Genomic DNA, 25,600 nt, shown 5'->3' on the forward strand with positions numbered 1-25,600 from the left:
CGCAGGCTGGCCGACAGCCCGGCGCGGCAGGCGAGACCTGAAGGAGGTCACATGTCGGAGCGCAGCACCACCGCGGGACTGGAGGTCCGCAAGTCGGTCGTCGTCGAGGGGACCCCGGAGCGGGCTTTCGCGGTTTTCACCGAGCGGCCGATGGACTGGTGGCCACCACACCACGTCCTGGTGCGGCGCCCGCGGGTGGCGATCACGTTCGAGCCGCGGGTCGGCGGCCGGTACTACGAGGTGGACGCCGAAGGGGAGGAGGCCGACTGGGGCCGGGTGCTCGTGTGGGAGCCACCGCACCGGCTTGCCATGACCTGGCGGGTCAACGGCCACTGGCAGCGGATCGGTGACGACGAGGCCAGTGAGATCGAGGTGACGTTCGTCCCGCTCGACTCCGGCCGGACCCGCGTGGAACTGGCGCACCTGCACCTGGACCGGCTCGGGGACACGGCGGAGGCGATGATGCGGGCACTCGACGGCCCGAGTCCCGGCGAGACCCTCGCCAGCTTCGCCCGCGCCGTGTGATCTCGTGCCGACGCCGCCGCGACAGGAGAGGTGGGACATGTCCCGGACCAAGCACACCCAGCACTCGACAACGATCGCCGCCGCCCCGGCGGTGGTCTACGACCTCGTCGCCGACGTGAGCCGGTGGCCGGCGCTGTTCCCGCCGACGATCCACGCGGAGCGCGTGTCGGGTGACGACACCGACGAGCGGATTCGCCTGTGGGCGCTGGCCAACGACGAGGTGCGGACCTGGAGCTCGCACCGCCGCCTGGATCGCGCGGCCCTGCGCGTCGAGTTCCGGCAGGAAACCCCGTCGAACCCGGTGGCCGCCATGTCCGGAGCGTGGTGTCTCGAGCCATTGCCGGGTGACCGTACCTCCGTCGTCCTCACCCACGACTTCAGCGCGGTGGGCGACGAGCGGAACCTGGCGCTGATCGACCAGGCCGTCGACACCAACAGCACGAGGGAACTGGAGGCGCTGCGCCTGGCGGTCGAGCAACGACTGCAGGACCGCATGGTGCTGTCCTTCTCGGACGACGTGCTGGTGGACGGGCCGGTCGAGGCCGTGTACGAATTCGTCGAGCGGTCCGACGCATGGCCGGAACGGTTGCCGCACGTTCCGCGGCTGGATCTGCGCGAGGAACCGGATGGCGTGCAGTTCATGGTCATGGACACCCGCGCGGACGACGGCGCCACCCACACCACCGAATCCGTCCGGATCTGCTTTCCCGGTGACCGGATCGTCTACAAACAGAGGAAGACTCCGCCGATCATGAGTGCCCACGTCGGGTCGTGGACCTTCCGCCGCAGCGGGCGGGGAACCGTGGTCAGCGCGGCGCACACCGTGGTGATCCGGCCCGACTGGCGGGAGGTGCTCGGTCACGACACGACGATCGACGACGTGCGCGCGCGCATCCGGGCGGCGTTGAGCGCGAACAGCGCGACGACCATGCGATGTGCCAAGGACCATGTCGAACGGTTGGCGGCCTCGGCTGACTGACCGGACTGTCCACCGGCCGCCGCGAAAGGTCAGTGGTGGTCGGCCTCCCTCTCCTGGAGCGGGATACCGATCGACTCCGCGGGGATGAGGGATGACGCCACGGCCTTGTTCACGGCGTCGATCCGGGACACGGCGCCGAGCTTGCTGAAGATGTTGCGGAGGTGCCGTTTCACGGTCGCCTCGGTCAGCCCGAGCCGGGTCGCGATCTGTCCGTTGCTCAGCGCCTGCGCCGTGAGCAGCAGGATCTCCCGCTGCCGACCGGAGAGAACCGTGCTGGTCGTCTCGGAGCCGGTCAGGAACGTCAGACTGTGCCGCGGCACCGAGAGGACGATCCGCTCGCTGTTGGCCCGCACGCTCTGCACCGTGGACAGCAGTTCCTCACTCGTCGAATCCTTCGGCAGGTAACCGCGGATGCCCGCCGCCAGCAAGCCGGGCAGCCGCACGGGATGCGTGAGCGTGCTGAGGACGATCACCGCGGACGTGGGTGAGCGACGGCAGATCAGGCGAACGGTGGCGGCGATGTCATTGCCAGGCGTGTCGTGGTCGAGCAGCACGACGTGCGGCCGGGTCTCGGCGGCGAGGGAGACGGCCTGTGCGCTGTCACTGGCCTCGCCGACCACGGTCAGGCCGTCCCGGGCGCACAGGATGCCGCGCAGCCCGTCACGGAAGAGGACGTAGGGATCAACCAGGAGAATCGACGTGCGCCCCTCTGAATCCGTCATCGCGTTTCCCGGGCACCTGGAAAGGGTGGGCGACACCAGGCTGACCCCGCTGACAGAAACAGATATTCCACTAATTGGACCCCCGGTATTTCCGCCTTATCTCGTCCGCCCGCCTTGGCTCGGCTCAGCCGAAACAGGAGGCGAGAGGTGGTGCTGTGATTCCTGAATTCGGAATCAGGTTAACAGCGGGCACCGCGTGGTCGAAGCCGCCGATCGGAGGCGTTGGATTACTCGGTCAGGGTGGTCCCGCCGACATTCGCTGAGTCGCTCGTGGCCCCCACGGCCTGCGCGAGGTGCTCGCTCAGGCTCATGGCCGTCGTCTGGTCGGTGACCACGGTCGACGGTATGGCCACCCCGATGGCCGCTTTCAGCCGGTTACGCAGCTCCACCCCGGTGAGCGAGTCGAAGCCGATCTCCTTGAAAGCCGATTCCGGTGACACGGCTTCCGGGCCGTCGTATCCCAGTACCGTCGCCGCATGGACCCGCACGAGATGCAACAACTCCCGTCCGCGCTCGTCGTGGGACATCGTCGGCAGCCGTCCGGCCAGCGACTCGTCCGGCCCGGTCTCCGGGTGGGCGGCCGTGGGCAGACCGCGGCGCCGCTCCGGCAGCACGTCCCGCAGCAATGCCGGCACCGACGGCCGCTCCTCTCCGGTCCCGGCGTCGAGACGCAGCGGGACAAGGGTGTCCGCCGCGGCCTCCAGCGCCGTGTCGAACAACGCGAGCCCTTCGTCGGTGGGCAGGACGTCCAGCCCGTGTTGCCGCAGTCGCTCCAGGTCGGCCGCGCGCAGGTGCCCGGTCATCCCGGACCTTTCGGCCCAGACTCCCCAGGCGAGCGACAGTCCCGGCAGCCCGTCGGCGCGGCGCCGGCGCGCCAGCGCGTCGAGGAACGTGTTCGCCGCCGCGTAGTTGGCCTGCCCCGGCAGGCCCAGCACCCCCACCGCGGAGGAGAACAGCACGAAGGCCGAGAGGTCCATACCGCGGGTCAGCTCGTGCAGGTGCCACGCCGCGTCGACCTTCGGGCGCAGCACTCGCTGGAGCGCGTCACGCGAGAGCGAGGTCACCGTGGCGTCCTCGAGCGTCCCCGCCAGGTGGAGGACCGCGGTCAACCGGTGGTTCGCGGGCATTCCGGAAATCAGGCGCGCGAGCGCGTCGCGGTCGGCGACGTCGCACGCCACCGCGTCGACATCGGCGCCCAGCTCCGCCAGCTCAGCGCGCAGCGCGGCCATGCCCGGCGCTTCCGGGCCACGGCGCCCGGCGAGCAGCAGCCGGGTGGCGCCGTGGCAGCGGACCAGGTGCCGCGCCAATGCGGCGCCGAGGGTCCCGGTCCCACCGGTGATCAGCACGGTGCCGCCGGGGTCGAACGGGTGGGGGATGGTGAGCACCAGCTTGCCCACGTGCGTGGCGTCGCGGAGCCGCGCCAGCGCCTCCGCGCCACGACGCACATCAAGTGCCGTGACCGGCAGCGGCGTGAGCGCGCCGGAACCGAAAAGGTCCAGCAGTTCGGTGAGCAGCGAACCCAGGCGATCGGGCGGCACATCCAGCAGGTTGTACGTCCGGTAACGCACGCCGGGGTGGGCGCTCGCCACCGCCTGGGGCGACCGGATGTCGGTCTTGCCGATCTCCACGAACCGGCCGCCGGACCGGAGCATGCCCAGGGACGCGTCCACGAACCGGCCCGTGAGGGAGTTGAGCACCACGTCGATCCGGCCGTCGAACCGCTCGGCGAACTCGAGCGAACGCGACGAGGCGATGTGCGCGTCGTCCAGGCCGAGCCGGTGCAGCACCGGCCACTTGGCAGGACTGGCGGTCGCGAAGACCTCCGCCCCGAGGTGTCGGGCGAGCTGTACCGCCGCCATCCCGACGCCTCCGGTGGCGGCATGGATCAGCACCGCTTCGCCGGGCCGCAGCCGGGCCAGCTTCACCAGGCACTGGTAGGCGGTGAGGAACGCGACCGGCACGCCGGCGGCCTGCGCGAAGGTCCACCCCTCGGGGACGGGGGCGACGGTCCGCCGGTCGGTGACGACGTCCGGTCCGAACGCGCGCTCGAACACACCCAGGACGCGGTCGCCGACGGCCAGGTCCGTCACGCCCGGCCCGACCTCGGCCACCACTCCCGCGCCTTCGCTGCCCATCAGCTCCTCGTGCTCCAGCAGGTCCAGCGCGATCACGACGTCCCGGAAGTTCACGCCTGCCGCCCGCACGGCGATCCGTACCTCGTGCTCCCCGAGAGGGCGGTGGTCCTGCGGCACCAGGGACAGGCCGTCCAGGCTGCCCCTGCTGGTCGTGTCCAGATGCCAGGAGGGCGCGTCCCCGGGTGGCCGCAGCGCCGAGGGTGCCGATGCGAGCCGCCGTGCGTGCAGCGCACCGGCACGCACCACGACCTCCGGCTCCTGGGCGGACACGGCCGCCTCGACCAGATCCGACACGCCTTCCTCCGCCGGGTCGTGCTCGGTCTCGACCAGCACGAAGCGGTCCGGATGCTCCGCCTGCGCCGTGCGGACCAGACCGGGCACGGCCCCGTGCGCGAGCACCGGGCGAGTCAGGATCGCCAGCGGAGTCCGCTCCAGCCGTGGTTCCGCCAGCCACCGCTGGATCAGCGTCAGTACGTGCTCCGCCACGAGGTGTGCCGCTTCCGCGCAGTCCATTCCGGATCCATCAGGGCACGGCGCCAGGGCGAGGTCGGGAACGGGCTCACCGACGGCGACGGCATCGAGGAAGCGTTCCACACTCGGGTAGGTGTCTCCCTGCCATCGGTCGTCGCCGAGCATCACGGTACGCGGCGCCGGGTCGGGCCGGGTGCCGTGCAGGGGCACCAGTTCCACCGTGAACATGCTGTCGGTGGGCGCGGGGGCGGATGCCCGGAACGACAGGCGGCCGATGGTGGCGACCGGCGTCGTGCCGCCGTCGGTCACGGTCACGGCCACCTCTCCCTCGCCCTTGCCGGTGAAGCGGACTCGTAGTGTGGTGGCGTCGGTGGCGCGCAATGTCACGCCGTGCCAGGCGAAGGGCAGCCAGAGCCGTCCGTCACCGCCGACGTCGCCCGTGCCGAGCAGGGCGTGCAGCGCGGCGTCCAGCATTGCCGGACGCGGGCCGAAACCGGGTACCTGGTCGGCCGTGGACACGTCGGCGACGAGGTCACGACCGTCCCGCCACAGCGTGCGCAGGAGGCGGAAGGACGGTCCGTACTCGTAGCCGCGGTCGGCCAGCCGCTCGTAGATGCCGTCCACCGGCAACGGTTCGGCGTGTGCGGACAGCTGCGCCGGTGGGGTCGCCGGGATGGGGGTGTCCGCCGCGCCCAGCGTACCGCCGGCGTGCCGGGTCCAGGTGTCTGAACCGGACGGGCGGGAGTGGATCGTCAGGGAACGGCGGCCGTTTTCGTCGGGTGGGCCCGCCTCCACCTGTACGCGCGTGGCGGCTTCGGCGGGCACCGGCAGGGGCGCCTCCAGGACCAGGTCGTCGACGATGCCGAGGCCGAGCATCCTGGCCGCGTGCGCCGCGAGATCGAGCAGTGCGGTGCCGGGTAGCAGGACCTGGCCGGTCACGGCGTGGTCGGCCAGCCACGGCTGCCGCTGCGTCGACAGCGCCCCCTCGCACACTAGCCGGTCCGAACCGGCCAGGCGCACGCTAGTGTCCAGCAACGGATGCTCCGTCGCGCGGGCCGGCGCCGGGCGGTCGGGCGCGCGGAAGCGCCGGCGCTGGAACGCGTACGTCGGCAGGTCCACCGGTTCGGCGGAGGGCAGGACGGTCCGCCAGTCCACCGGCGCACCGGCCGTGTACGTGGCCGCGAGCGCGGTCAGCAGCTGCTCCGGACCGCCCCGGTCGCGGCGCAGCGTGCCGGTGGTGACCACCTCGACACCAGCGTCGTCGGCGGTGTCCTGCACGCCGGCGCTGAGGACCGGGTGCGGGCTGACCTCCACGAACCGCCGGTGCCCCCCGGCGAGGAGGGCGCGGACGGCGTCGTGGAAGCGAACGGTCTCCCGCAGGTTGCCGTACCAGTACTCGGTGTCCAGCTCCCGCTCGATCGCCTCGCCGGTGCGGGTGGAGTAGAAGGGTATGTCGGGCCGTCGCGGGCGCAGCCCTTCCAGAGCCTCGGTCAACGGGCGGCGCAGGACTTCGACGGCGGGGCCGTGCGAGGCGTAGTCCACGTCGATCGGGTTGACCTTGATCCCGCGCGCCGCGCAGTCGGCCGTGAGCTGGTCCAGAGCGTGGACGGGACCCGCGACGACCGTGGACACCGGGCCGTTGACCGCGGCGACGTGGAGCTCGCCGCCCGCCCGCGCCATCAGCTCGCGCACCTCGTCCCCGCCGAGTGGTACCGACGCCATGCCGCCCGTGCCGGCCAGCTCGGCGAGCAGCCGCGCGCGGAGCACCACCACGCGTGCCGCATCGCGGAGCGACAGGGCACCGGCGACGTGGGCGGCGGCGATCTCACCCTGGGAATGGCCGACGACGGCATCCGGGTGAACACCGTGTGCCCGCCACACTGCCGCGAGCGCCACCATGATCGCGAACAGCGCCGGCTGCACCACGTCGACCTGGTCCAGCGACGGCGCGTCCGGACTGCCGCGCAGGACATCGGGCAACGACCAGTCCACGAACTCCCGGAACGCCTCCGCGCATGCACGCACCTTCTCGGCGAACACCGGCGAGGACTCCAGCATCTCGGTGGCCATGCCCAGCCACTGGGAGCCCTGCCCGGGGAACACGAAGACCGTGCCGCCTTCCACCACTCGGCCGGTGACGACCGACGGTGACGGTTCGCCCCGCGCCAGGGACGCGGTCCCGGTAAGCAGCCGTTCCCGGTCCGCGCCGAGTACCACCGCACGATGGCTGAACTCCGGCCTGGTGGTGGCGAGGGCGTACCCGACCGCGGCCGGGTCCGCCGCGGCGACGGCGGGGTGCAGGCGCGCCGCCTGGTCCCGCAGCGCCGAGGGCGTCCGCCCGGACACCACCCACGGCACCACCTGCGCCGCGATCCGCACCCCGTCGTGCCCGGACTCGGCCGGGACGTCGTCGGTGGGCGGAGGCGGCTCCTCCAGGATTACGTGGGCGTTGGTGCCGCTGATGCCGAACGAGGACACCCCCACCCGGCGCGGGCCGTCCTCGCGGGGCCAGGGCACGGGCCGGGTCGCCAGGGCGAGCGTGCCTCCGGACCAGTCAACCCGGGGAGTCGGCTCGTCCACGTGCAGCGTGGCGGGCACGGTGCCGTGCCGGAACGCCTGCACCATCTTGATCACGCCCGCGACTCCGGCGGCGGCCTGTGCGTGTCCGATGTTGGACTTCACCGAACCCAGCCACACCGGCCGGTCGGCGGCCCGGCCCTGGCCGTAGGTCGCGAGCAGCGCACCCGCCTCGACCGGGTCGCCCAGTGCCGTGCCGGTACCGTGCGCCTCCACCGCGGAGACGTCGGCGGGAGCCAGGGCGGCGTCGGCCAGCGCGGCCCGGATGACCGCTTCCTGTGCGGGCCCGTTCGGTGCGGACAGCCCGTTGCTCGCCCCGTCCTGGTTGGTCGCGCTGCCCCGCAGCAGCGCGAGTACCCGGTGGCCGTTGCGCCTGGCCCGGGACAAGGGCTCGAGCAGGAGCAGTCCCGCGCCCTCCGCCCATGCGGTGCCGTCCGCGGCCGCCGCGAAGGGCTTGCAGCGGCCGTCCGGCGCCAGCCCGCGCTGCCTGCTGAACTCGACGAACATGCCCGGCGACGACATCACCGTGACACCGCCCGCGATCGCGAGCGTGCACTCACCCGCGCGCAGTGACCGGGCGGCGAGGTGCAGGGTCACCAGCGATGACGAACACGCCGTGTCCACGGTCAGCGCCGGGCCGGTGAGGTCGAAGAAGTAGGAAAGCCGGCCGGACAGGACGCTCGGGGTGGTGCCGGTCAGCACGAACCCGCCCTGTTCGTCGCCCGCCTCGTGCATGCGCGGGCCGTACTCCTGTCCGGTGGCTCCCACGAACACCCCGACCGGGCCGTCGCGCAGCCGCCCGGGGTCGATGCCCGCCCGCTCGAACAACTCCCACGCGGATTCCAAGAGGATCCGCTGCTGAGGGTCCATCGCGGTCGCTTCACGCGGTCCGATGCCGAAGAACGCGGCGTCGAACTCGTCCACCGCGGACAGGAAACCGCCGTGCCGGGTGTAGGTGTGGCCGGGCAGGCCTGGGCGCGAATCGTAGCGAGCGGCGCTCTCCCAGCCGCGGTCGTCGGGGAACGCGGTGATGGCGTCGCCGCCGGATTCGACCAGTTGCCACAGTTCCTCGGGTGAGTGGACGTCGCCGGGGTACCGGCAGCTCATCGCGACGATCGCGATCGGATCGTCGTGCGGGCCCCCTGCCCCCGGTACGGGGTGACGCGCGGCATCGGTGTCGGTGTCGGCGAGGGCATCCTGGAGCCGCCGGGCCAGCCGCTCTGGAGTCGGATGGTCGTAGGGGAGGGCGGTGGGCAGCGGCAGGCCCGTCGCGTCGGCGAGCCGGTTCACCAGCCGTACGGTGAGTCTCGAGTCGAAACCCAGGTCGCGAAACGGCCTGCGCGCCGAGACGGCCGTCGCCGAGTCGTGCCCGAGGACATCGGCGGCCACCTCCCGCACCAGGTCCAGCGTGAGCCGCTCACGCTCGGCGCTCCCCGCGCCGGCGACTCGGCGTGCGACCTCGGTGCGTTCGGTGCCCTCAGTCCGGTCGGTGCCGGGAACGTCCTCGGGGACGCCGTTTCGGCTCTCGTCTCCGAGCACCCGGTCGAACCAGTGGCGCTCGCGCTGGAACGGGTAGGTGGGCAGGTCCACTGTGCTCCTCGCCGCGCCGAAGAACGCCCTCCAGTCGACCTCGGCGCCGTGCGCGTACGCCGCGCCGAGCGCCCGCACGAACGACAGTTCCTCGTCCGGCCCGTCCAGGCAGGGGTAGAACGCCGCGTCCGCCGGGGCGCCGGACTGGCCGAGCAGGGTGAGGCCGTGGCCGGGGCCGGCCTCCAGGAACACGCGGGCTCCCTCGTCGAGCAGCGTCGTGATGCCGTCGCCGAAGCGGACCGGTCGGCGCGCGTGCCGCGCCCAGTGCTCCGGCGAGCGGAGCTCCTCGGCCGTCACCGGGCGCCCGGTGAGCGTCGAGGCGACCACCGCCCTCGGGGGACCGGCCGCTGCCATGCCGTCCGCCGCCGCGCGCAGCTCGTCCAGGATCGAGTCCACCACCGGGGAGTGGAAGGCGTGGCTGGTCCGCAGGACCTTCGTGCGCCTGCCCCGTGCCGTGAAGTGCTCCGCGATCTCGGTGACCGGGCCGTGGTCGCCGGAGACGACCACGGAACCGGGCCCGTTCACCGCCGCGAGGGCCACCCGGTCGCCGAGGAGTCCGGCGACCTCCTCCTCCGTGGCCTGGACGGACACCATCGCTCCGCCGGACGGCATGTTCTGCATCAGTCGGCCGCGCAGGCACACCAGCCGGGCGGCGTCGGCCAGGGACAACGCGCCCGCGACGTGCGCCGCCGCGATCTCGCCGACCGAGTGTCCGGCGACCGCGTCCGCCCGCACCCCGAACGAGGCCAGCAGCTCGCTCAGGGAGACGCCGACCGCGAACAGGGCGGGCTGGGTGTACTGGGTCTGGTCGAGCTCAGCCGTACCGTCCGCGGCCCACAGGACTGTCCGCAGCGGCCGGGGCAGGAGCGGGTCGAGCGCCGCGCACACCTCGTCGAACGCTCGGGCGAACGCGGGGAATGTCCGGTGCAGTGTGCGGGCCATGCCGGGGTGCTGAAATCCCTGGCCCGGGAACAGCAGGGCGAGACCGCCCTTCGGGGAGCCGCAGACCACCTGTTCGGAGCGCTCCCCGTCGGCGAGTGCCGCCAGTCCGTCCCGCAGGTCGGAGGCGTCCCGGCCGACGGCGCAGGCGCGGTGCTCGAACGCGGCGCGGGTGGTGGCCAGCGAGAAACCGACGTCCTCGGGATGCGGCTCCGCCGGGTCGGCGGTGCCGACGTGCCGGGACAGCCGCGTCGCGGCGGCGCGCAGTGCCGGCTCCGCTCGCGCGGAGAGCACCCAGGGCACGACGCGCCGCCCGGCCCTGCCTCGGTCGCGGGGTGCCGGGACGGCCGGTGCCTCGGACAGCACCACATGGCAGTTGGTGCCGCCCATGCCGAACGACGAAACGCCCGCCACCAGCGGTGCGTTGCTCGCCGGCCACGGACCGTGCTCGGTAGGCACCCGCAGACCCAGGTCGGGCAGCGGGATCCGGGGGTGGGCGGTCGCGAAGTTCAGGCTCGGCGGCAGTTCGCGGTGGGCGATCGCGAGTACCGTCTTGAGCAGCCCGACCGCACCGGCACCACCTTCCAGGTGGCCGACGTTCGTCTTGACCGAGCCCAGGGCGAGGGGGTGGCCGGTGCGTCCCTGCCCGAACACCGCCCCGAGCGCCGCGGCTTCGACCGGGTCGCCCACCTCGGTTCCCGTGCCGTGCGCCTCCACGTACTGCACGTCGTCCGGGTCGACGTTCGCCGCCGCGTACGCCTCCCGGAGCACCTCCTCCTGAGCCGTCCGGCTGGGCACGGTCAGCCCCTCCGCCGGGCCGTCGTTGTTCACCGCGCTGCCGAGCAGCAGGCACAGCACGCGGTCGCCATCCGCGATCGCGGCCGCCGCGGGCTTGAGCACGAGCACGGCCCCGCCCTCGCCGCGGACGAAACCGTTGGCGCGCGAGTCGAAGGCGTAACAGTGGCCGTCCGGGGACAGGGCGCCGAACTCCCGGGTGGACCACATGGCGTCCGGGTCCAGCAGCAGGTTCACCCCGCCCACCAACGCGATCACGGACTCCCCGCGGCGCAGGCTCTCGACCGCCAGGTGGGTGGCGACCAGTGACGACGACTGTCCAGAGTCGACGGTCAGACTGGGCCCGCGCAGGCCGAGCAGGTGTGAGATGCGATTCGCCTGGAGGCTGCGCTGGAGGCCGGTCATGGTGTGCGGGGTGATCGCCGCACGACCGTGCCGATGCAGCAGCGCCGCGTACTCGTCGGACATGGCGCCGAGGAAGATGCCGGTGCGGCTGCCCCGCAGCGTGTCCGGAGACAGCCGGGCGTGCTCCAGGGCCTCCCAGCACAGTTCGAGCGTCAGCCGCTGCTGCGGGTCCATCAGCGCGGCCTCGCGGGGTGACACCCCGAAGAAGCCGGCGTCGAAACCCGCCACGTCGTCCAGGAACCCGCCCCGTGGCCGGTCGCCACCGAACCGGTCCGCCGGTGCCGCGTCCACCGCTTCCCGGCCCGACCGCAGCAGCTCCCAGAATCGGACGGGATCGGGGGCCGCCGGCAGGCGGCACGCCACCCCGATGACCGCCACCGAGCCGGGGGGAACAGCGTGCGGAGTCACCATCATCACTCCAATCGCAGGCGGGGCGGATGCGATCGCACCCGCTCGCGCGAGCGTGTCCGGGCCGGCTGGAGCACCGATCGAGGAGCGCTGGGACGGCGGGCCCGGGTACCTCCAGCGCAGGTTGAGCCGTGGACCGGTGCCCGGTGCTCGAATGGTCGCGGTCGACTTCGGGGAGGCTGGAGTGAGGTTTGACGAGCTGTATCTCGCATCCACGGGTACCTGGCTGCCGCCACGCATGGAGCTCGCGGAGGCCGAACGGCGCGGTCTGTGCGAACGCCGCGCCGTGTGGGCGACCGGCGTCACGTCGGTGTGCGTGTCCCAGTCCGAGTCGGGGCCGGAAATGGCCGTACGGGCGGCGCGGGAGGCGCTGGCGCGGGCGGATGCGGTCCCGGAGGTGCGCCTGGTACTGCACGCCTCGACCTACTTCCAGGGCCACGACCTGTGGCCGGTGGCGTCCTTCGTGCAGCGGGAGACCGTCGGGAACCGGTGTCCGGCGTTCGAGGTGCGGCAGATGTCCAACGGCGGGCTGGCCGCGCTTGAGCTGGCGGCCGGCCATCTCACCGCCGGGCGCGGTCACGGCAGCGCGCTCGTGACCACGGGGGACCGGTTCGCGCTGCCCGGTTATGACAGGTGGCGCAGTGATCCGGGTACCGTCTGCGGGGACGGCGGGACCGCCGCGGTGCTGACGACGACCGGCGGCTTCGCCCGGATCCGGGCGGTGGTGACGATCGCCGATCACGGCATGGAGCGCATCGCGCGCGGCGACGACCCGTTCGCCGACGAGCCGTTCGCCCGGCGCAAGCCCATCGATCTCAGCGTCACCAGGGCCGCGTACGTGCGGGACGCGGGGCTGGACTCGGTGCTCGAGCGCATCGACGAGGGCCAGCGCGACGCGGTGCGGCTCGCGGTCGAGGAAGCCGGCGCGGATCTGGCCGGGATGGACTGGATCGTGCTGCCGAATCTCGGGAAAGGCAGGCTCAAGGCGCACTTCTTCGATCCGCTCGCCATCGACCCGGAGCGCACCACGTGGTCGTGGGGGAGCGGAGCCGGCCACCTTGGCGCCGGTGACCAGTTCGCCGGCCTGGACCACCTCGCCGCGTGCGACGCGTTGCGGCCGGGGCAGCGCGTGCTGCTCGCGGGTGTCGGCGCGGGCTTCACGTGGTCGGTCGTGGTGCTGGAGATTCTCGAGCGCCCGCGAGTCCGGTGACGGCCTTCGCCCGAGGCGGCCGGGCGCCGGTTCAGCCGTCGGATGTCTGGCGTGGCGCGTAGATGCCGTGCTCTCGGCTGCTCAGCGCGCGCAGCGCTGCCACGTGCTCCTGGAACTCCGGGTCACGGGCGGCCGCGCGCAGTGAGTCGCTGTCGCGCCAGTAGGCGACGTTCAGGTAGCTGTCCTCCCTGCCGACCTCCCGCGACAGGGTGTAGTGCAGGAAACCCGGTTGCCGTCGCATGAACTCCGCGCTCCGCGCGAACGCCCGCTCGAACTCCTCGGCCGGACCGTGCACGGTGAAGCGGTTCACGAAGATGACCACGTCGTCGGTCGTGTCGTCGGGCATCGGAAGACCTCCTCTGCGGGGTGGACGATGGACATCCGGATCCTTCCCGGACCGGCTCGTGCCTGGCTCGAACGCCACACCGGCTCACCTGGTGCCTGCGCGGGTGGCCGGGGCATGGACGCGGTCGAGCGCGTCGAGTACCGAGCGCAGGTCCGTCTCCGGGCCGCCCGGCTGGGCGGGCAGCAGCGGCACCACGGCGCTGCGCTGTTCACGCACCGCGCGGTGCCGCCGGGCGAACGCGGCCAGCGTCTGCCCCGGACCCGCTTCCACGAGCAGGACATCCCGGTCGGCGAGCAGCCGGTCGAGCGCTGGTCCGAAGTAGACCGTGTCGGTGACCTGCCTGGCCCAGAACCCCGGGTCCCGCGCCTGCTGCTCGCCCAGCACCTCGCCCGTGTACGCGGAGTAGACCGGCAGTCGTGGAGCGCGCAGCCGCGCGCGCCCGAGCGCGCGCTCGGTCGCCGCCGCCACCGGCGCCATCACCGGGCTGTGGAACGGGCTCGTCGAAGGCACTTCCCGGACGATCACCCCGTCGGCTCGCAGGCGTGCCTCCACCGCGCGCAACGGCGCGGTGGGTCCCGCGAGCATCGTCTGGCGCGGCGCGTTCACCGCGGCGATCGCGACGAGCTCGTCGTCCAGATACGGGCGGAGGTCGTCCGGTGCGGCCGCCACGGCGAGCATCCCGCCGGAAGGCATGGTGGCGGCGTGCCGGACCCGGCCGCCGACCAGAGCGACAGCGTCGCGCAACTCGAACACGCCGGCCAGGGTGGCCGCCACCAGCTCGCCCGCGCTGTGGCCCAGCATCGCCGTCGGCCGCACGCCACGGCTGTACAGCAACCTGCCCAGCGCGTAGCCCACGGCGAACAGCAGCGGCTGCGCGCGGCGCACATCGTCGATCCCGATCGCCGGCTCGTCCGACAGCCAGTCGGCGCGCACCCGCTCGCCCTCCGCGCCCAGCAGCGCGAACACCGAGTCCATCGCGTCGGCGAACACCCGCTCCGACCGGTACAGTCCCGTCGCCATGCCCTGGTGCTGGGCGCCCTGTCCCGGGAACATCAGGGCGGCCGGACGGGCACGGTCCCGCACCCCGGCCGTCATCGCGCCGCCCGCACGACCACGGCCGCGTTGAACCCACCGCGTCCGCGACCGAGGACCAGCGCGGCGCGCACCGGTGCCCGCCGCGGCGAGTCACACACCAGATCGAGGTCGTAGCCGGGTGCCTGGGCGCGCACGTTCACGGTGGGCGGGATCACCCCGGATCGGATGGTCAGCACGGCGGTGGCGACATCGAGCGCGCCCCCGCCGGCGAACAGCCTGCCGGTCATGGTCTTGGGCGCCGTCACCGGCACCCCGCGCGGTCCGAATACACCGCGGATCGTGTCGGCCTCGACGCGGTCGAGTTCCGGGACTCCTGCCGCGTCCGCGAACACCACGTCGATGTCGTCCGGTTCGGCACCGGCGTCCGCGAGCGCCGACTCGGTGGCCCGGCGCAGGCCCGGCGGGCGGTCGGGGTCCCGCGGATCGAACGTGGTGGCGTACCCGGCGACCTCGACGTGCCTGGTCGCGTCCGTACGCTCCGCCGCGGGCGCGGCCGACTCCAGGACGAGGATCGCGCCGCCCTCACCCGGCACGTATCCGCGGGCTTCCACATCGAAGGGCAGGTAGGCCCGGTCGGGATCAGTGGATCCGCTCAGGCCGCCGGACGCCTGGTGCGCGACCCACGCCCAGGGGCACATCGAGCTGTCCACGGCGCCGGTGACCGCCACCCGTGCCCCCCTGGCCAGGTGCCGGCGGGCGGTGCCGATCGCGTCCAGACCGCCCGCCTGCTCGTTGGCGATGACGGCGCCGGGACCGCGGGTGCCGTGGCGGATGGAGATCTGCCCGGTGTTCACCGCGTAGAACCACGCGAACGACTGATAGGCGCTGACGAACTCCGGGCCCTGCTGCCACAGTTTCTCGAGCTCCCGCTGCCCGAACTCGTAGCCGCCACCGGTCGCCGCGGTCACGACGGCGATCTCGTCGTCGGAAATCGCGTCCCGGTCGATCCCCGCCTCCCGCAGCGCCCAGTCCGATGCGGCGAGCGCCATCCGGGTCATGTGATCGGTCTGCGGCAGCAGCCGCCGTTCGAGGTGCTCCTCGGCGGCGAATCCGGGGACCTCCCCGGCGAGCCGTGCCCAGTAGCCGGAGGCGTCGAACCGGGTGACGGGCCTGATGGCCCGCTCCCCGCGCAGCACCGCCGACCAGTACGCCTCCGTGCCGATGCCCGTGGGTGCCACCACGCCGATCCCCGTCACGATCGCCCGCGCCGCCGTCATGCCTTTCCTCCCGGCCGCCGCAGTGCCAGCACGCTCTGGAAACCGCCGAACCCACTGCCCACGGTGAGTGCGGCGTCCACCCGTTGTTCCCGTGCCACCAGCGGGACGTAGTCCAGGTCGCATTCCGGGTCGGGCTCGTGCAGGTTCGCGGTGGGCGGGATGAGGTCCTTCTCGAACGCCAGCAGGCAGCCCGCGATCTCCAGTGATCCGATGGCGCCGAGCGAATGCCCGACCATCGACTTGAACCCGCTGACCGGCGTGTCGTAGGCGTGCCTGCCCAGCGCCCGTTTGAACGCCGCGGTCTCGTGCCGGTCGTTCTGCTTGGTGCCGGATCCGTGCGCGTTGACGTAGTCGACGTCCTCCGGTGCCAGCCGAGCCTGCGCCAGCGTCGCATCGATGGCCATGGCCATCTCCCGGCCCTCGGGGTGCAACCCCGTCATGTGGTAGGCGTTGCAACGGGACGCGTACCCGGCGACCTCGGCGTAGAGCCGTGCCCCGCGCCGGCGGGCGTGCTCCAGGTCCTCCAGGACGAGCACCGCCGCGCCCTCGGCGAGCACGAGTCCGTCCCTGGTCAGGTCGAACGGGCGGCACGCCTGCGCGGGATCGTCGTTGCGGGTCGAACTGGCCCTGATGACGTCGAAGCACACGGTGGTGATGGGGGACAGGGGCGCCTCGGTACCTCCGGTGAGCACGACGTCGGCGGATCCCTCGGCGATCAACTCGGCCGCGTGGCCGACCGAGTCGATGCCCGAGGTGCAGCCCGTGGAGACCATGCTGACCGGTCCTTCCGCCCCGGCGAGCCAGGCCAGCTCGGCGGCCATCGTGCTCGGGGTGAAGTAGTCGTACAGGTGGGGGAGTGTGTAGGCCTGGTCGACCTCCCAGTGCCGGCCGCGGTCGCTACCGACGATGTACTCGCGTTCCAGGCTCGTCGTCGAGCCCACCGCGCAGCCGAGTCCCACGCCTACCCTGGTCGGGTCGAGCCGGTCGAACTCCACCCCCGAGTCGGCCATCGCCTCCCCGGCCGCCACCACCGCCAGCTGGGTCGCCCGGTCCATCCGGCGGATCTGCTGTGGTCCCAGGCCCGCCGTCCCCGGATCGAAATCGCACTCACCGGCCATCCGGGAGCGGTACGGCGAGGCGTCGAAGTGGGTGATCGCCCTCGTCGCCGACCGGCCGGCGGCCAGCAGATCCCAGTACTCCTTGGTGCCGTTGCCGCCTGGCGCCAGGACACCCACACCGGTGATCACCGCGCGGCGGCTCACGACCGGAACCTCCGCCCACTTCGTTCGTCCGACTTGCTCGATTCGCGCATGTGTTCTCCAGTTCTCATGGCCGCCCACCGCGCACGGTGGAACGACAACCCGCATACCGAGCCACGGTGGCAGCCCGCGATCGGGCGAGCCTGGACTTCTCCTGGAGTCACGCCGCCGCGCCCGCGGGACGGACCAGCGGCGGTTGAGAAGGGCACGACGAGATCGGTGGACCCTCGCGCGAGGTGACCCGCAGCACGCACACACCACGGAGGCGGCACACGCGATGACCATCAAAGTCTGGGACTACTTGCCGGAGTACGAACGGGAGAAAGCGGACGTCCTCGACGCCGTCGAGACGGTCTTCCGCTCGGGGCAGCTGATTCTCGGCCCCAGCGTGCGCGGGCTGGAGGAGGAGTTCGCCGCGTACCACGGCCTGCCGCACTGCGTCGGCGTCGACAACGGCACGAACGCCATCGAGCTGGGACTCGAGGCGATCGGCGTGCGGCCGGGCGACGAGGTGATCACGGTGGCCAACACCGCCGCTCCGACCGTGGTGGCGATCGACGCCGCGGGTGCGGTACCGGTGTTCGTGGATGTGCGCGACGACGACTTCCTGATGGACACCGACCAACTCGCCGCTTCGATCACCCCGCGTACGAAGGCGATCGCCCCCGTGCACCTGTACGGCCAGTGCGTGGACATGGCGCCGTTGCGGCGGCTGGCCGAGGAGCACGGCCTGGCGGTGCTGGAGGACTGCGCGCAGTCGCACGGCGCGCGCCACCACGGACAGCCGGCCGGGACAATGGGAGACGCGGGGGCTTTTTCGTTCTACCCGACGAAGGTGCTCGGTGCCTACGGGGACGGCGGCGCGGTCGTGACGGCCCGTGACGACGTCGATCGTGTGTTGCGCCGGTTGCGCTTCTACGGCATGGAGAAGGACTACTACGTCGTCGAGACGCCGGGCCACAACAGCAGGCTGGACGAGGTGCAGGCGGAGATCCTGCGCCGCAAGCTGCGCAGGCTCGACGACTATGTCGCCGCGCGCCGCGCTGTCGCCGAGCGGTACCGGGAGGGGCTCGGCGACCTCGACGGCCTCGTGCTTCCCCGCGTGGCGGCGGGGAACGATCACGTCTACTACCTCTACGTGGTCCGGCACGAGCAGCGCGACCGCATCCTGGACCGGCTCAGGGGCTACGACATCGCGCTGAACGTCAGCTACCGCTGGCCGGTGCACACGATGACCGGGTTCGAGCACCTCGGGTGGCGGCGTGGTTCCCTGCCCGTGACGGAGCGGCTGGCCGGCGAGATCTTCTCGCTGCCCATGTACCCGGCACTGCCGAGGGACGTGCAGGACAAGGTGATCGACGCCGTGCGCCAGGTCGTCACGGACCTCTGACACCCTGGCGGCAGGCTCGCCTCCCGGGGGTGTGTCCGCCGCGGCCCCCCGCGGCCGTCACTCTCGGGAGGCGAGCCGGCCGGCGGGGCTCAGGTCGTGGCCAGCGAGGTGTTGACCGCGTGCAGGAACTCGGCCGGAGTGGTCAGCGTCGCGAGCGCCTCGTCGTCCAGCTCTACGCCGAACTCGCGCTTCACGTGCGCCGTCGTCTCGAGCAGTGCCAGTGAGTCGTAGCCGAGGTCGCTGAACGGCGTGTCGGTGATGTCCTCGTCCACGCCGACGGCCTCGTCGTCGCCCGCCGCCTGGCGCAGGAGGCGTTTGAGGTCGTCCATGGTCATCTGGGACATGGCTGCTCCGTTCTGGTTGTGGGTCGGGTGGTTCACGAGGGGCCCGCGGACAGGCTGTGCAGGCAGGCGACCAGGCTCCGGGCCTCGATGTTGAGGTAGTGGCTGTGCCGCAACAGGTTGACCACCTGGTGCAGGGTGAGCCAACGGAAACCGGGTCCCTCCAGGTCGTCGTCCTCGTCCGCCTCGACGACGACGTATCGGTTGCGGGCGTGATGGAAGCGACCGCCTTCTTCCGAGAGTTCGGTGTCGAACCTGATGCGGTCGGCGGGTGCCGCCAGCACGTCGCCGAGAAAGGGCGGCCGCGCTGACTCCGGCAGATGCGCGTAGTTGTCTGGAGCGCATTGGACGGTGGGCGCCAGCTCCACCACGTCGACGTATCCCGCCTCCGCGTGCGCGCGCACGAGAACGTGCAGCACCCCCTCGATGTCGCGCACGAGGAACGCCACCAGGCCGCGGGCGTGCGGGGCGATCATGGGCTGCATCCACCGGGACACCTCGCGCGTGCCCGCTGCCACGTCCACGCCGATGACGTCGAAATAACGGCCCGTCTCGTGGGTGATCCGGCCGTCCGCGTACCGCCAGCGCTCGACGTCGCGCAACGGGATGCGCCGTGCGTAGACGTCCGTCTCGACCCGCCGTTCGGTGATCCAGCTCAGCAGCTCGGCCATGCTGTGCGCACTGGCGGCCTCCTGGCTGCAGGAACGGATCAGTGCCGCGCGGAAGTCCTCGCCGGCCACGTCGAACGAGTCCGCCAGGCGCAGGCCGGCGAACGGCAGGCAGGACAGCACGGTGCGGGCGTCCATGTTGACGAGGTTGTCGATCGCGAGCAGCCGGTGCAGATGCCCGAGGGTGAGCCAGTGGAAGCCGTCCACCACCTCGACCTCCTCGGTGGTCTCGACCACCATGTTGCGATTGCGCTTCTGATAGAAGCGCGCCCCCTGCTCCGACTGCCGGACGTCGGCGAGGACGTGGTGTCGTGCGCTGTCCCGGAAGAACTCCAGGTACGGCACCGTCCGGCCGCGATGCACGCCGGTGTAGTTGCTCCGGGTGGCCTGGACGGTGGGGGACAGTTGCACGCCGTTGCAGTTGCCCGGTTCGACCTTGGCCTGGACCAGGCAGTGGAGCACGCCGTCGAACTCCTTGACCAGGAACCCGAGGATGCCCACCTCGGGCTGGTTGATGATCGGCTGGCTCCACCGCCGGACAGGTCCGTCCGCCATGTGCACGTCCAGGCCCTCGATGGTGAAGAACCTGCCGCTGTGGTGGCGGTAGTTGCCGGTCTCCGCCTCGCGTGACCAGCCGTCCAGGGCATCCAGCGGCACAGGACGCACGTCGGTGACCGACCGGGCGCGCTGTTCGGCGAGCCACTCGTCGAATCCCTCCGCCGTCCGGTGGTCGGCGGCCAGCACGGACGCGGCGATCCGCGCCGGGGTGCCGGCGTCGGTGAGCGGCGACGAGCGGGTCACGACGCGGCCTCGACGGGAGAGTCGCGACGGATGCTCCTGGATTTCGTCAGCAGCTCGCCGCGCTCACGCACGAGGACGTCCTCCACGGTGAACGTCGGTTCGAGCGTCACGCCGCCCTCGGTATCGGTCCTCGTCACCAGGGAGAAGTAGGACACGGAGTACGTCTCGTCGTTGCCCGGTTCCACGAGGATGTGGTCGAACCAGTGGCGGACCACCACCCCCTCGTAGCGCGGCAGCGCGGCACGCATCGCCTGGAGCATCTCGGCCCTGCCCTCGGCCCGCTCGCCCCGGTGCTTGTGCTCGATCACGGCGTCCTCGGTGAAGGTGGCCGCGTAGTCCTCGATGCGCAGGGCTTCCAGCAGGCGCATCTGCCTGGCGTAGAACGTCAGCACCTCGAAGTAGATCTCCGCCGGGGATCGGCCGGGCGGTGCGCCGACGGCGTGCGGCGCCGAAGGCCGGGTGGTGTTCGCGACCATGTTTCCTCGCTTCCTCTGCTGGTGGGTCATCGGCGTAGCCGCCCATCAGCGTCGAGGTGGCCGCTCGTGCACCGGTCGACCGGCGCGCGGTGGGGTCGCGGCAGCCGGAGCCGGCCGGTTGAGCGGAGTTCAAGCACCGCCGGCGCCCCGGTCCACGACCAGCACCGGGGGGCGGCCGAGGCGGAAGTGTGCTGGCGGGCCGCGCGAACGCCGGCCCGCTCAGCAGGCGCGTCCGGAACCCGCCCGGGGTGTCATTCCGTCTGTTGTGGACGGTATGCGGTCAGCCGCGGTTGCCTGTCTCGGCGACACCACCGCTGTTCGGGGACGTCCCGGGGGAGCGGCCGGTCCCGGCCGGCTCGGACAGGAGCTGACGCTGGCGGGGAACGCGGTCCGCCTCGGCGTATGTGCGCAACGTCTCCAGCAGACGCTCCCGCACGTAGGCCCGTGCCAGGCGGGGAAACGTGTACCGCGGTCGCCCTGGGCCGGGCACGATCCTCAGGAAGTGGTGCTCGTGGCAGTGTTCCAGCAGCCGCCGGGTCACCGTCTCATCCCGGCCCAGCAGCTCGGCGACGGCCGCCGCCGTGAAGTCCGGCACCGGCAGCGCGCTCAGCAGGCGGAGGAATCCCTGCTGCGCCGCGTCGAGGCGATGGTAGCTCGAGTCGAAGCACGCCCGCACGTCGTGGTCGCCGAAGGCGAACTCCTCCAGGACCTGGTCGGACCGGCTCACCTCGTCCGCCAGCGCCCCCGCGGAGTAGGTCGACAGACTGGCGAGCCTGCTGCCGAGGCCGCGCAACGCGACCGGGTGACCGTCTGAGGCGTCGGCCAGGCGCTCGATGGCGGACGGATCCTCCCGCACCCGTTCCGGACCGATGATCCGGCCCAGGAACTCGACGCCCTCGCCCCGCGTCAACGGGTCCAGCAGGGTACTGCTGACACCGGCGAGGCCATACAGCCGGTGCCTGCTCGTGATGATGACGGAACAGTGGGGGTTGCTGGGCAGCAGCGGCCGGACCTGCCCTTCCGACGCGGCGTCGTCCAGGACGACCAGCACCCGCCGTCCCGCGGTGGCCGAGCGCAGCTGGTTGGCCCGCTCCTCGGCACCGTCCGCGATCTCGTCGCCGGGTACACCGAGCGCGCGCAGCAGGTGGGACAGCACCGGCGCCGGGTCCCGCGGTGCTCGCGTGGACCCGCGCAGGTCCACGTGCAGCTGCCCGCCGGGGAACCGCTGCCGCACCTGGTGGGCCAGGTGTGTCGCGAGTGCCGACTTGCCGACGCCCGGCATGCCGCTGATCACGACGATCGGGGTGGCGGTGCGTACCGTTCCGGGTTCGCTCACCACCTGCACCAGAGCGGCCAGCAGTGCCTTGCGCCCGGTGAAGTCGGCGATGTCCGGCGGGAGTTGCGCCGGCGGGGCTGGGCGGGGCGCCTTCTGCCGGTCGGGCGGTGGCGGCGCGGACGGGGAGGACGGGGGTGCCGCGCGGGCCTGCGGCGAGGGCGCGGACGACAGCAGCGACTGGTGCAGGCGCTGCAGCTCCTGTCCTGGCTCCAGCCCCAGCTCGTCGATCATGTTCTCCCGGAGCCGCCGGTACACGGCCAGCGCGTCGTGCCGCCGTCCCGAACGAACCAGCGCGGTCATCAGCGACAGGTGGAACTGCTCGTGCAGGGGGTGGGTCACCACCAGTGACTTCAGTTCGCTCACCAGCTCGTTGTGCCGCTCGAGGTGCAGGTCCGTCTGGATCCGCATCTCGAGCGTACGGAACCGGATCTCCTCGAGCCTTGTCACGTACGCCGACAGCAGGCTCCCGGTGGTGACGTCCGCGAGAGCGGGCCCGCGCCAGAGGGACAGCGCCTCACCGAGGAGGGCGGAGGCCCGCTCCCGGTCACCGCCGTCCAGCGCGGCCCGGCCCTGGTCCGCGAGCTGTTCGAAGCGGTGCAGGTCGACCGCGGAATCGGGCAGTGTCAGGCAGTACCCTCCGGCCCGGGTCCGCAGCGCACCGCCGAAGTCGTTCTCCAGCAACAGCTTGCGGAGCTTGTAGATGTAGGTCTGGAGTGTCGTCATCGCGCTGACCGGAGGGTTCTCCTCCCACAGCTCGTCGATGAGCTCCGACGTGCGAACGACCGAGTTGCGGCGGAGCACGAGCAGAGCGATGACCTGACGCGGCTTCAGGGCGGACGGGACGATGTTGTCCCCCGTACGGGACAACATCTCCAACGAGCCGAGAACCCGGAAATATACTGGCTTACCCACGATGTCCCCATGTTGACGGGTCTTGGATTGCCTGTCGCCGACTCGTCCGACCCTAGGGGCGGCTCCGCGGGTGGTCAGGACGATCGGCGCCGAAAGTTTCCCGGTGCTCGCCGGAAGTTCGCGGTCGGGTATCGAAAGTGGCATGGACACCCTCGCGTGTGGCCCGGGCTGGGATCGCGGTCACCGCCCGGCCAGCTCTTCCAGTGACCCGAGCACCTCGCCCGGTGCGGGCAGTGCCAACGTTTCCTCGCCGAGTTCGGCGGCCCGCGCCGCGTACGACGGGTCGGACAGCATCTTCTCGCAGGCGGCCGCGACGTTCTCCACCGGTTCGAGGTTGTTGGGAAAGGTGATCGACGCTCCGAGCCGGTCCACGCGGTAGAAGGCCTCGGCCGTCGCGTAGATCTCCGGCAGCACCAGCTGGGGCACACCCGCCGCCAGCGCCGTCATCGCCGTGACCCCGCCGCCGTGGTGGACGAACAGGTCCGCGGTCCACGTGACCGAATCCAGCGGTACCCAGCCGGCCCGGACGTCGGGTCGGGCGGATCTCAGCTCGGCCGCGATCTCGTCCATCGTCGCGATCACCACCTCCACGTCGTCGGAGGCGAGTGCAGGCACGTCGAGCATGCGGCCGAAGAACGGGGCACCGAGGTGTTCCGGATCCATCGCCGCGCGTGACCCGGTCGTCATCAGCACCCGCTTGCGGCCCTCGGGCCTCCGGTACACCCACGGTTCCAGTGGGCGCTGGTGGTTGGTCGGCAGGCAGCGCATGAACCTGTCCGGCCGGCGGTTCCCGGGGAGGATGCTCGGCGGCGCGATCTCGATGTCGATGTCCGGCTCGGGAATGGCGTCGAGCCCCAGCGCGGTCAGCTCGGGCCGCAGCTCCTCCGCGGCGGGGCGGACCGCGCGTTCGTCTCGCTCGTGCATGTCCCACGCCTGCCGCACGTAGGGGATGCCGTGCCGGCGGGCGACGAGTGCGGCGGCGTGCGAGTGGGTTCCGCCCACCACGATGTCCGGCTTCCAGTCGCGGGCGATCTCGTCCACCGCCGGATAGCTCGCGGCGGCCATCCGGGCGAATCCCTGGCCTGCGAACACCCACTCACTGTCGGCGTCCGGGGGCGGCGGTACGGGACGCCCTTCGCGATCGTGAAAGATCGCCTCGACGAACGTCAACGGTGTCACCGACACCGCGGGCAGGCCGAGTGCGGCGATCGCGTCGACGCTCTCCTCCTGAGAGGTCACGATGACCTGGTGGCCCGCCGTCCGCGCGGCGGTGGCCAGGGTGGCGAGTGCCTGGACGGTGGCTCCGCCGCAGGTGATGAACAACAGGCGCATGTCGTCTCCGTGTCATTCCGGCTTGTCGTCTGCGCCACAGCGTCGTTGCCCGCACTCGACCAGGACTCGAACCGCGATCGAGGTGCCGCCGCGCCGTGCGTCCCGGCTCAGCCGGGTGGCGCCAGCCGCTTCGCGGACACGGTCACGTCGGCGGTGACGACCGGGCTCCCGTCGCGGTCGTGCACGGTGGAGGTGCCGTAGCTGTGAAACCGGTCGTGCCGCAGCACGGCTTCCTGTTCCACCGCGATCCAGCCGGCGCTGCCGTTGTCTCCGGGAAGGTTCTCCCTGATGCGGTAGGCGAAGCCTGCCTCGGAGGTCGGCGTCCAGGTTCCCGAGCCGGTGCTGCCGGCCCGGGTGGTCAGCCGGACGTGGCCGGCGGCCGTGAACCGGAACTCCGCTTCGACGGTGTCCTGCGGCAGGCGCACCCGCGCCGTCCAGGTGCCGACCGGGGTGTCGTCCCCGCCGGAGCAGGCGGCTCCCGGGGGCTGTTCAGGGGGTCGCGGGGGTGTCATCGAGCCAGCCTTTCCAGTGCGGGAACCACCTCGGCGGGCGACGGTTGCTCGGCCAGCTGAGCCCGCGTCTCGCCCGCGCGTGCGCGGAACCCGGGATCGGTGAGCACCGTCCGGCACGCCGCGGCGACCGAGCCGGGGGTGACCTCGGTGGGCGGCAGCCGCACCGCCGCGCCGAAGCCGACCAGGTCGCGCACGGCGTCGTGGGCCTTGCCCGGTCCGGGAATGATCACCTGGGGAAGCCCGTGCGCGACGGAGGCCAGCAACGTACCCGGACCCCCGTGGTGGATGACGAGGTCGCAGCCGGGCAGCACGGACGTCAGCGAGAGCCAGCCCGCGGCGAGCACGGATTCCGGCAGCGGTCCCAGGCGCTCGACCAGGCTGTCGTCGACCGCCACGACGATCTCGACGTCCTCGGCGGACAGCGTGCGCACGATGTCCGCCATCGTGGAGAGGTCGCCCACCGCGGGCTGGATCGAACCGAGCGTGACGAGAACCCGAGGCCGGACCCGGGGCTCCAGCACCCAGGACGGCACCGGGTCGGGGTCACCGTAGGGCACGTAACGCATGGGCACGCCGGTCGAGGTGGGGGAGCGGAACAGCGGCGGGCTGTTGTCGATGAACAGGTCCGCCTCGGGCAGTTCCGCGATGCCGAGGCGCTCCAGTTCGGGTGCGAATTCCTGGGCCACCCACTTGGCGATCGGCAGCTCACCGGGCCCCGCGGTCTGCTTGACCCACGGCACGCCGTGGACGGCTGCCGCGGCCGCCGCCGCCGCATACGAGTAGGACTCGCTGAGCACGACGTCCGGTCGCCACCGCTCGACCAGTGCGCACACCCCGTCCACCACCCGGGCCGCCAGCCTGCCGAAGCCCAGCCCGACCGCGACCGTCATCTCCTCATCGTCGGTGGGCCGCTGGATGGGCGTGCCGGACCGGTCGTGTGCCATCACGTCGGCCATGTGGAACGGGCCGCTGGTCGGGGCCATCGGCAGGCCCGAGGACCGGACGGTGTCCGCGAAACCTTCGGGCACGCCCATGAGCACCTCGTGACCAGCCGACCGCAGGGCCCACGCCAGCGGGACGACGGGAAAGTACAGTGGGTGCGCGGGACCGGAAGTGACCAACATCCTCATGCTGGGAAGGTATGAACAAGCGCACGAGG

Annotated in this window: 17 protein-coding genes; 4 read left to right on the top strand and 13 right to left on the bottom strand. The window is 72.0% G+C overall.

Annotation, left to right across the window (positions count from 1 at the left end; genetic code table 11):
* Positions 1-51: 51 nt before the first annotated feature.
* Both B0I33_RS02855 and B0I33_RS02860 read left to right on the top strand, forming a co-directional pair.
* A complete protein-coding gene (locus tag B0I33_RS02855) occupies positions 52-525 on the top strand; it encodes an SRPBCC family protein (protein WP_106176881.1) in 474 nt (157 codons plus the stop codon).
* Between the two features lie 37 nt (positions 526-562).
* Positions 563-1,504 (top strand): aromatase/cyclase, encoded by a 942-nt coding sequence (locus B0I33_RS02860; RefSeq protein WP_106176882.1) that lies wholly within the window; start codon positions 563-565, stop codon positions 1,502-1,504.
* Between the two features lie 29 nt (positions 1,505-1,533).
* Here B0I33_RS02860 and B0I33_RS02865 read toward each other — a convergent pair whose 3' ends face one another.
* Positions 1,534-2,226: a LuxR C-terminal-related transcriptional regulator gene (locus B0I33_RS02865; RefSeq protein ID WP_106176883.1), complete on the bottom strand. Its 693-nt coding sequence runs from the start codon at positions 2,224-2,226 to the stop codon at positions 1,534-1,536.
* Positions 2,227-2,453: 227 nt separating this feature from the next.
* The gene (locus tag B0I33_RS02870; protein WP_245900403.1) at positions 2,454-11,552 is read right to left on the bottom strand and encodes a type I polyketide synthase; all 9,099 of its coding nucleotides are present in this window, start codon (positions 11,550-11,552) and stop codon (positions 2,454-2,456) included.
* Positions 11,553-11,730: 178 nt separating this feature from the next.
* Between B0I33_RS02870 and B0I33_RS02875 the strand changes: the two genes are divergently transcribed.
* Positions 11,731-12,756: a ketoacyl-ACP synthase III family protein gene (locus B0I33_RS02875; RefSeq protein ID WP_181193152.1), complete on the top strand. Its 1,026-nt coding sequence runs from the start codon at positions 11,731-11,733 to the stop codon at positions 12,754-12,756.
* A gap of 31 nt (positions 12,757-12,787) precedes the next feature.
* Here B0I33_RS02875 and B0I33_RS02880 read toward each other — a convergent pair whose 3' ends face one another.
* From B0I33_RS02880 to B0I33_RS02895, 4 genes are all read right to left on the bottom strand, one after another.
* Positions 12,788-13,102 (bottom strand): antibiotic biosynthesis monooxygenase family protein, encoded by a 315-nt coding sequence (locus tag B0I33_RS02880; RefSeq protein ID WP_106176886.1) that lies wholly within the window; start codon positions 13,100-13,102, stop codon positions 12,788-12,790.
* An 84-nt stretch (positions 13,103-13,186) separates the two neighbouring features.
* The gene (locus tag B0I33_RS02885; RefSeq protein ID WP_106176887.1) at positions 13,187-14,197 is read right to left on the bottom strand and encodes an acyltransferase domain-containing protein; all 1,011 of its coding nucleotides are present in this window, start codon (positions 14,195-14,197) and stop codon (positions 13,187-13,189) included.
* A complete protein-coding gene (locus tag B0I33_RS02890) occupies positions 14,194-15,414 on the bottom strand; it encodes a ketosynthase chain-length factor (RefSeq protein ID WP_106176888.1) in 1,221 nt (406 codons plus the stop codon). The genes B0I33_RS02885 and B0I33_RS02890 overlap by 4 nt, the downstream gene beginning before the upstream one ends.
* Positions 15,411-16,676, bottom strand: a complete 1,266-nt coding sequence (locus tag B0I33_RS02895) for a beta-ketoacyl-[acyl-carrier-protein] synthase family protein (protein ID WP_245900404.1) — start codon at positions 16,674-16,676, stop codon at positions 15,411-15,413. Before B0I33_RS02895 ends, B0I33_RS02890 begins: the two co-directional genes overlap by 4 nt.
* A 274-nt stretch (positions 16,677-16,950) precedes the next feature.
* On the opposite strand from B0I33_RS02895, the gene B0I33_RS02900 reads away from it, so the two are divergent.
* The gene (locus B0I33_RS02900; protein WP_106176890.1) at positions 16,951-18,063 is read left to right on the top strand and encodes a DegT/DnrJ/EryC1/StrS family aminotransferase; all 1,113 of its coding nucleotides are present in this window, start codon (positions 16,951-16,953) and stop codon (positions 18,061-18,063) included.
* 89 nt (positions 18,064-18,152) lie between these two features.
* Here the strand turns inward: B0I33_RS02900 and B0I33_RS02905 are convergent, their stop codons facing one another.
* From B0I33_RS02905 to B0I33_RS02935, 7 genes are all read right to left on the bottom strand, one after another.
* Positions 18,153-18,407 carry an acyl carrier protein gene (locus tag B0I33_RS02905; protein WP_219927115.1) on the bottom strand — a complete coding sequence of 85 codons (255 nt, stop codon included), beginning with the start codon at positions 18,405-18,407 and terminating at the stop codon, positions 18,153-18,155.
* Between the two features lie 32 nt (positions 18,408-18,439).
* Complete coding sequence (locus tag B0I33_RS02910; RefSeq protein WP_106176891.1) at positions 18,440-19,873, bottom strand: NDP-hexose 2,3-dehydratase family protein; 1,434 nt, start codon at positions 19,871-19,873, stop codon at positions 18,440-18,442.
* Complete coding sequence (locus B0I33_RS02915; RefSeq protein WP_106176892.1) at positions 19,870-20,349, bottom strand: nuclear transport factor 2 family protein; 480 nt, start codon at positions 20,347-20,349, stop codon at positions 19,870-19,872. The genes B0I33_RS02910 and B0I33_RS02915 overlap by 4 nt, the downstream gene beginning before the upstream one ends.
* A 280-nt stretch (positions 20,350-20,629) precedes the next feature.
* The gene (locus B0I33_RS02920) at positions 20,630-22,555 is read right to left on the bottom strand and encodes an AfsR/SARP family transcriptional regulator (RefSeq protein WP_106177030.1); all 1,926 of its coding nucleotides are present in this window, start codon (positions 22,553-22,555) and stop codon (positions 20,630-20,632) included.
* 222 nt (positions 22,556-22,777) lie between these two features.
* Entirely contained in the window at positions 22,778-23,929 is a 1,152-nt protein-coding gene (locus B0I33_RS02925; RefSeq protein ID WP_106176893.1) for a glycosyltransferase, read from the bottom strand.
* Between the two features lie 107 nt (positions 23,930-24,036).
* Positions 24,037-24,441, bottom strand: coding sequence for a hypothetical protein (locus B0I33_RS02930; RefSeq protein WP_146147444.1), 405 nt, complete (start codon positions 24,439-24,441; stop codon positions 24,037-24,039).
* A complete protein-coding gene (locus tag B0I33_RS02935) occupies positions 24,438-25,571 on the bottom strand; it encodes a nucleotide disphospho-sugar-binding domain-containing protein (protein ID WP_106176895.1) in 1,134 nt (377 codons plus the stop codon). The genes B0I33_RS02930 and B0I33_RS02935 overlap by 4 nt, the downstream gene beginning before the upstream one ends.
* Positions 25,572-25,600: the final 29 nt, after the last annotated feature.

The organism is Prauserella shujinwangii, assembly GCF_003001955.1.
GTDB classification, from domain to species: domain Bacteria; phylum Actinomycetota; class Actinomycetes; order Mycobacteriales; family Pseudonocardiaceae; genus Qaidamihabitans; species Qaidamihabitans shujinwangii.

Excerpts from the sequence above, each read along its gene's own strand:
- B0I33_RS02855 (WP_106176881.1), top strand. The coding sequence starts at position 52 with ATGTCGGAGCGCAGCACCACCGCGGGACTGGAGGTCCGCAAGTCGGTC.
- B0I33_RS02860 (WP_106176882.1), top strand. The coding sequence starts at position 563 with ATGTCCCGGACCAAGCACACCCAGCACTCGACAACGATCGCCGCCGCC.
- B0I33_RS02865 (WP_106176883.1), bottom strand. The coding sequence starts at position 2,226 with ATGACGGATTCAGAGGGGCGCACGTCGATTCTCCTGGTTGATCCCTAC.
- B0I33_RS02870 (WP_245900403.1), bottom strand. The coding sequence starts at position 11,552 with ATGATGGTGACTCCGCACGCTGTTCCCCCCGGCTCGGTGGCGGTCATC.
- B0I33_RS02880 (WP_106176886.1), bottom strand. The coding sequence starts at position 13,102 with ATGCCCGACGACACGACCGACGACGTGGTCATCTTCGTGAACCGCTTC.
- B0I33_RS02885 (WP_106176887.1), bottom strand. The coding sequence starts at position 14,197 with ATGACGGCCGGGGTGCGGGACCGTGCCCGTCCGGCCGCCCTGATGTTC.
- B0I33_RS02890 (WP_106176888.1), bottom strand. The coding sequence starts at position 15,414 with ATGACGGCGGCGCGGGCGATCGTGACGGGGATCGGCGTGGTGGCACCC.
- B0I33_RS02900 (WP_106176890.1), top strand. The coding sequence starts at position 16,951 with ATGACCATCAAAGTCTGGGACTACTTGCCGGAGTACGAACGGGAGAAA.
- B0I33_RS02905 (WP_219927115.1), bottom strand. The coding sequence starts at position 18,407 with ATGTCCCAGATGACCATGGACGACCTCAAACGCCTCCTGCGCCAGGCG.
- B0I33_RS02915 (WP_106176892.1), bottom strand. The coding sequence starts at position 20,349 with ATGGTCGCGAACACCACCCGGCCTTCGGCGCCGCACGCCGTCGGCGCA.
- B0I33_RS02920 (WP_106177030.1), bottom strand. The coding sequence starts at position 22,555 with ATGTTGTCCCGTACGGGGGACAACATCGTCCCGTCCGCCCTGAAGCCG.
- B0I33_RS02925 (WP_106176893.1), bottom strand. The coding sequence starts at position 23,929 with ATGCGCCTGTTGTTCATCACCTGCGGCGGAGCCACCGTCCAGGCACTC.
- B0I33_RS02930 (WP_146147444.1), bottom strand. The coding sequence starts at position 24,441 with ATGACACCCCCGCGACCCCCTGAACAGCCCCCGGGAGCCGCCTGCTCC.
- B0I33_RS02935 (WP_106176895.1), bottom strand. The coding sequence starts at position 25,571 with ATGAGGATGTTGGTCACTTCCGGTCCCGCGCACCCACTGTACTTTCCC.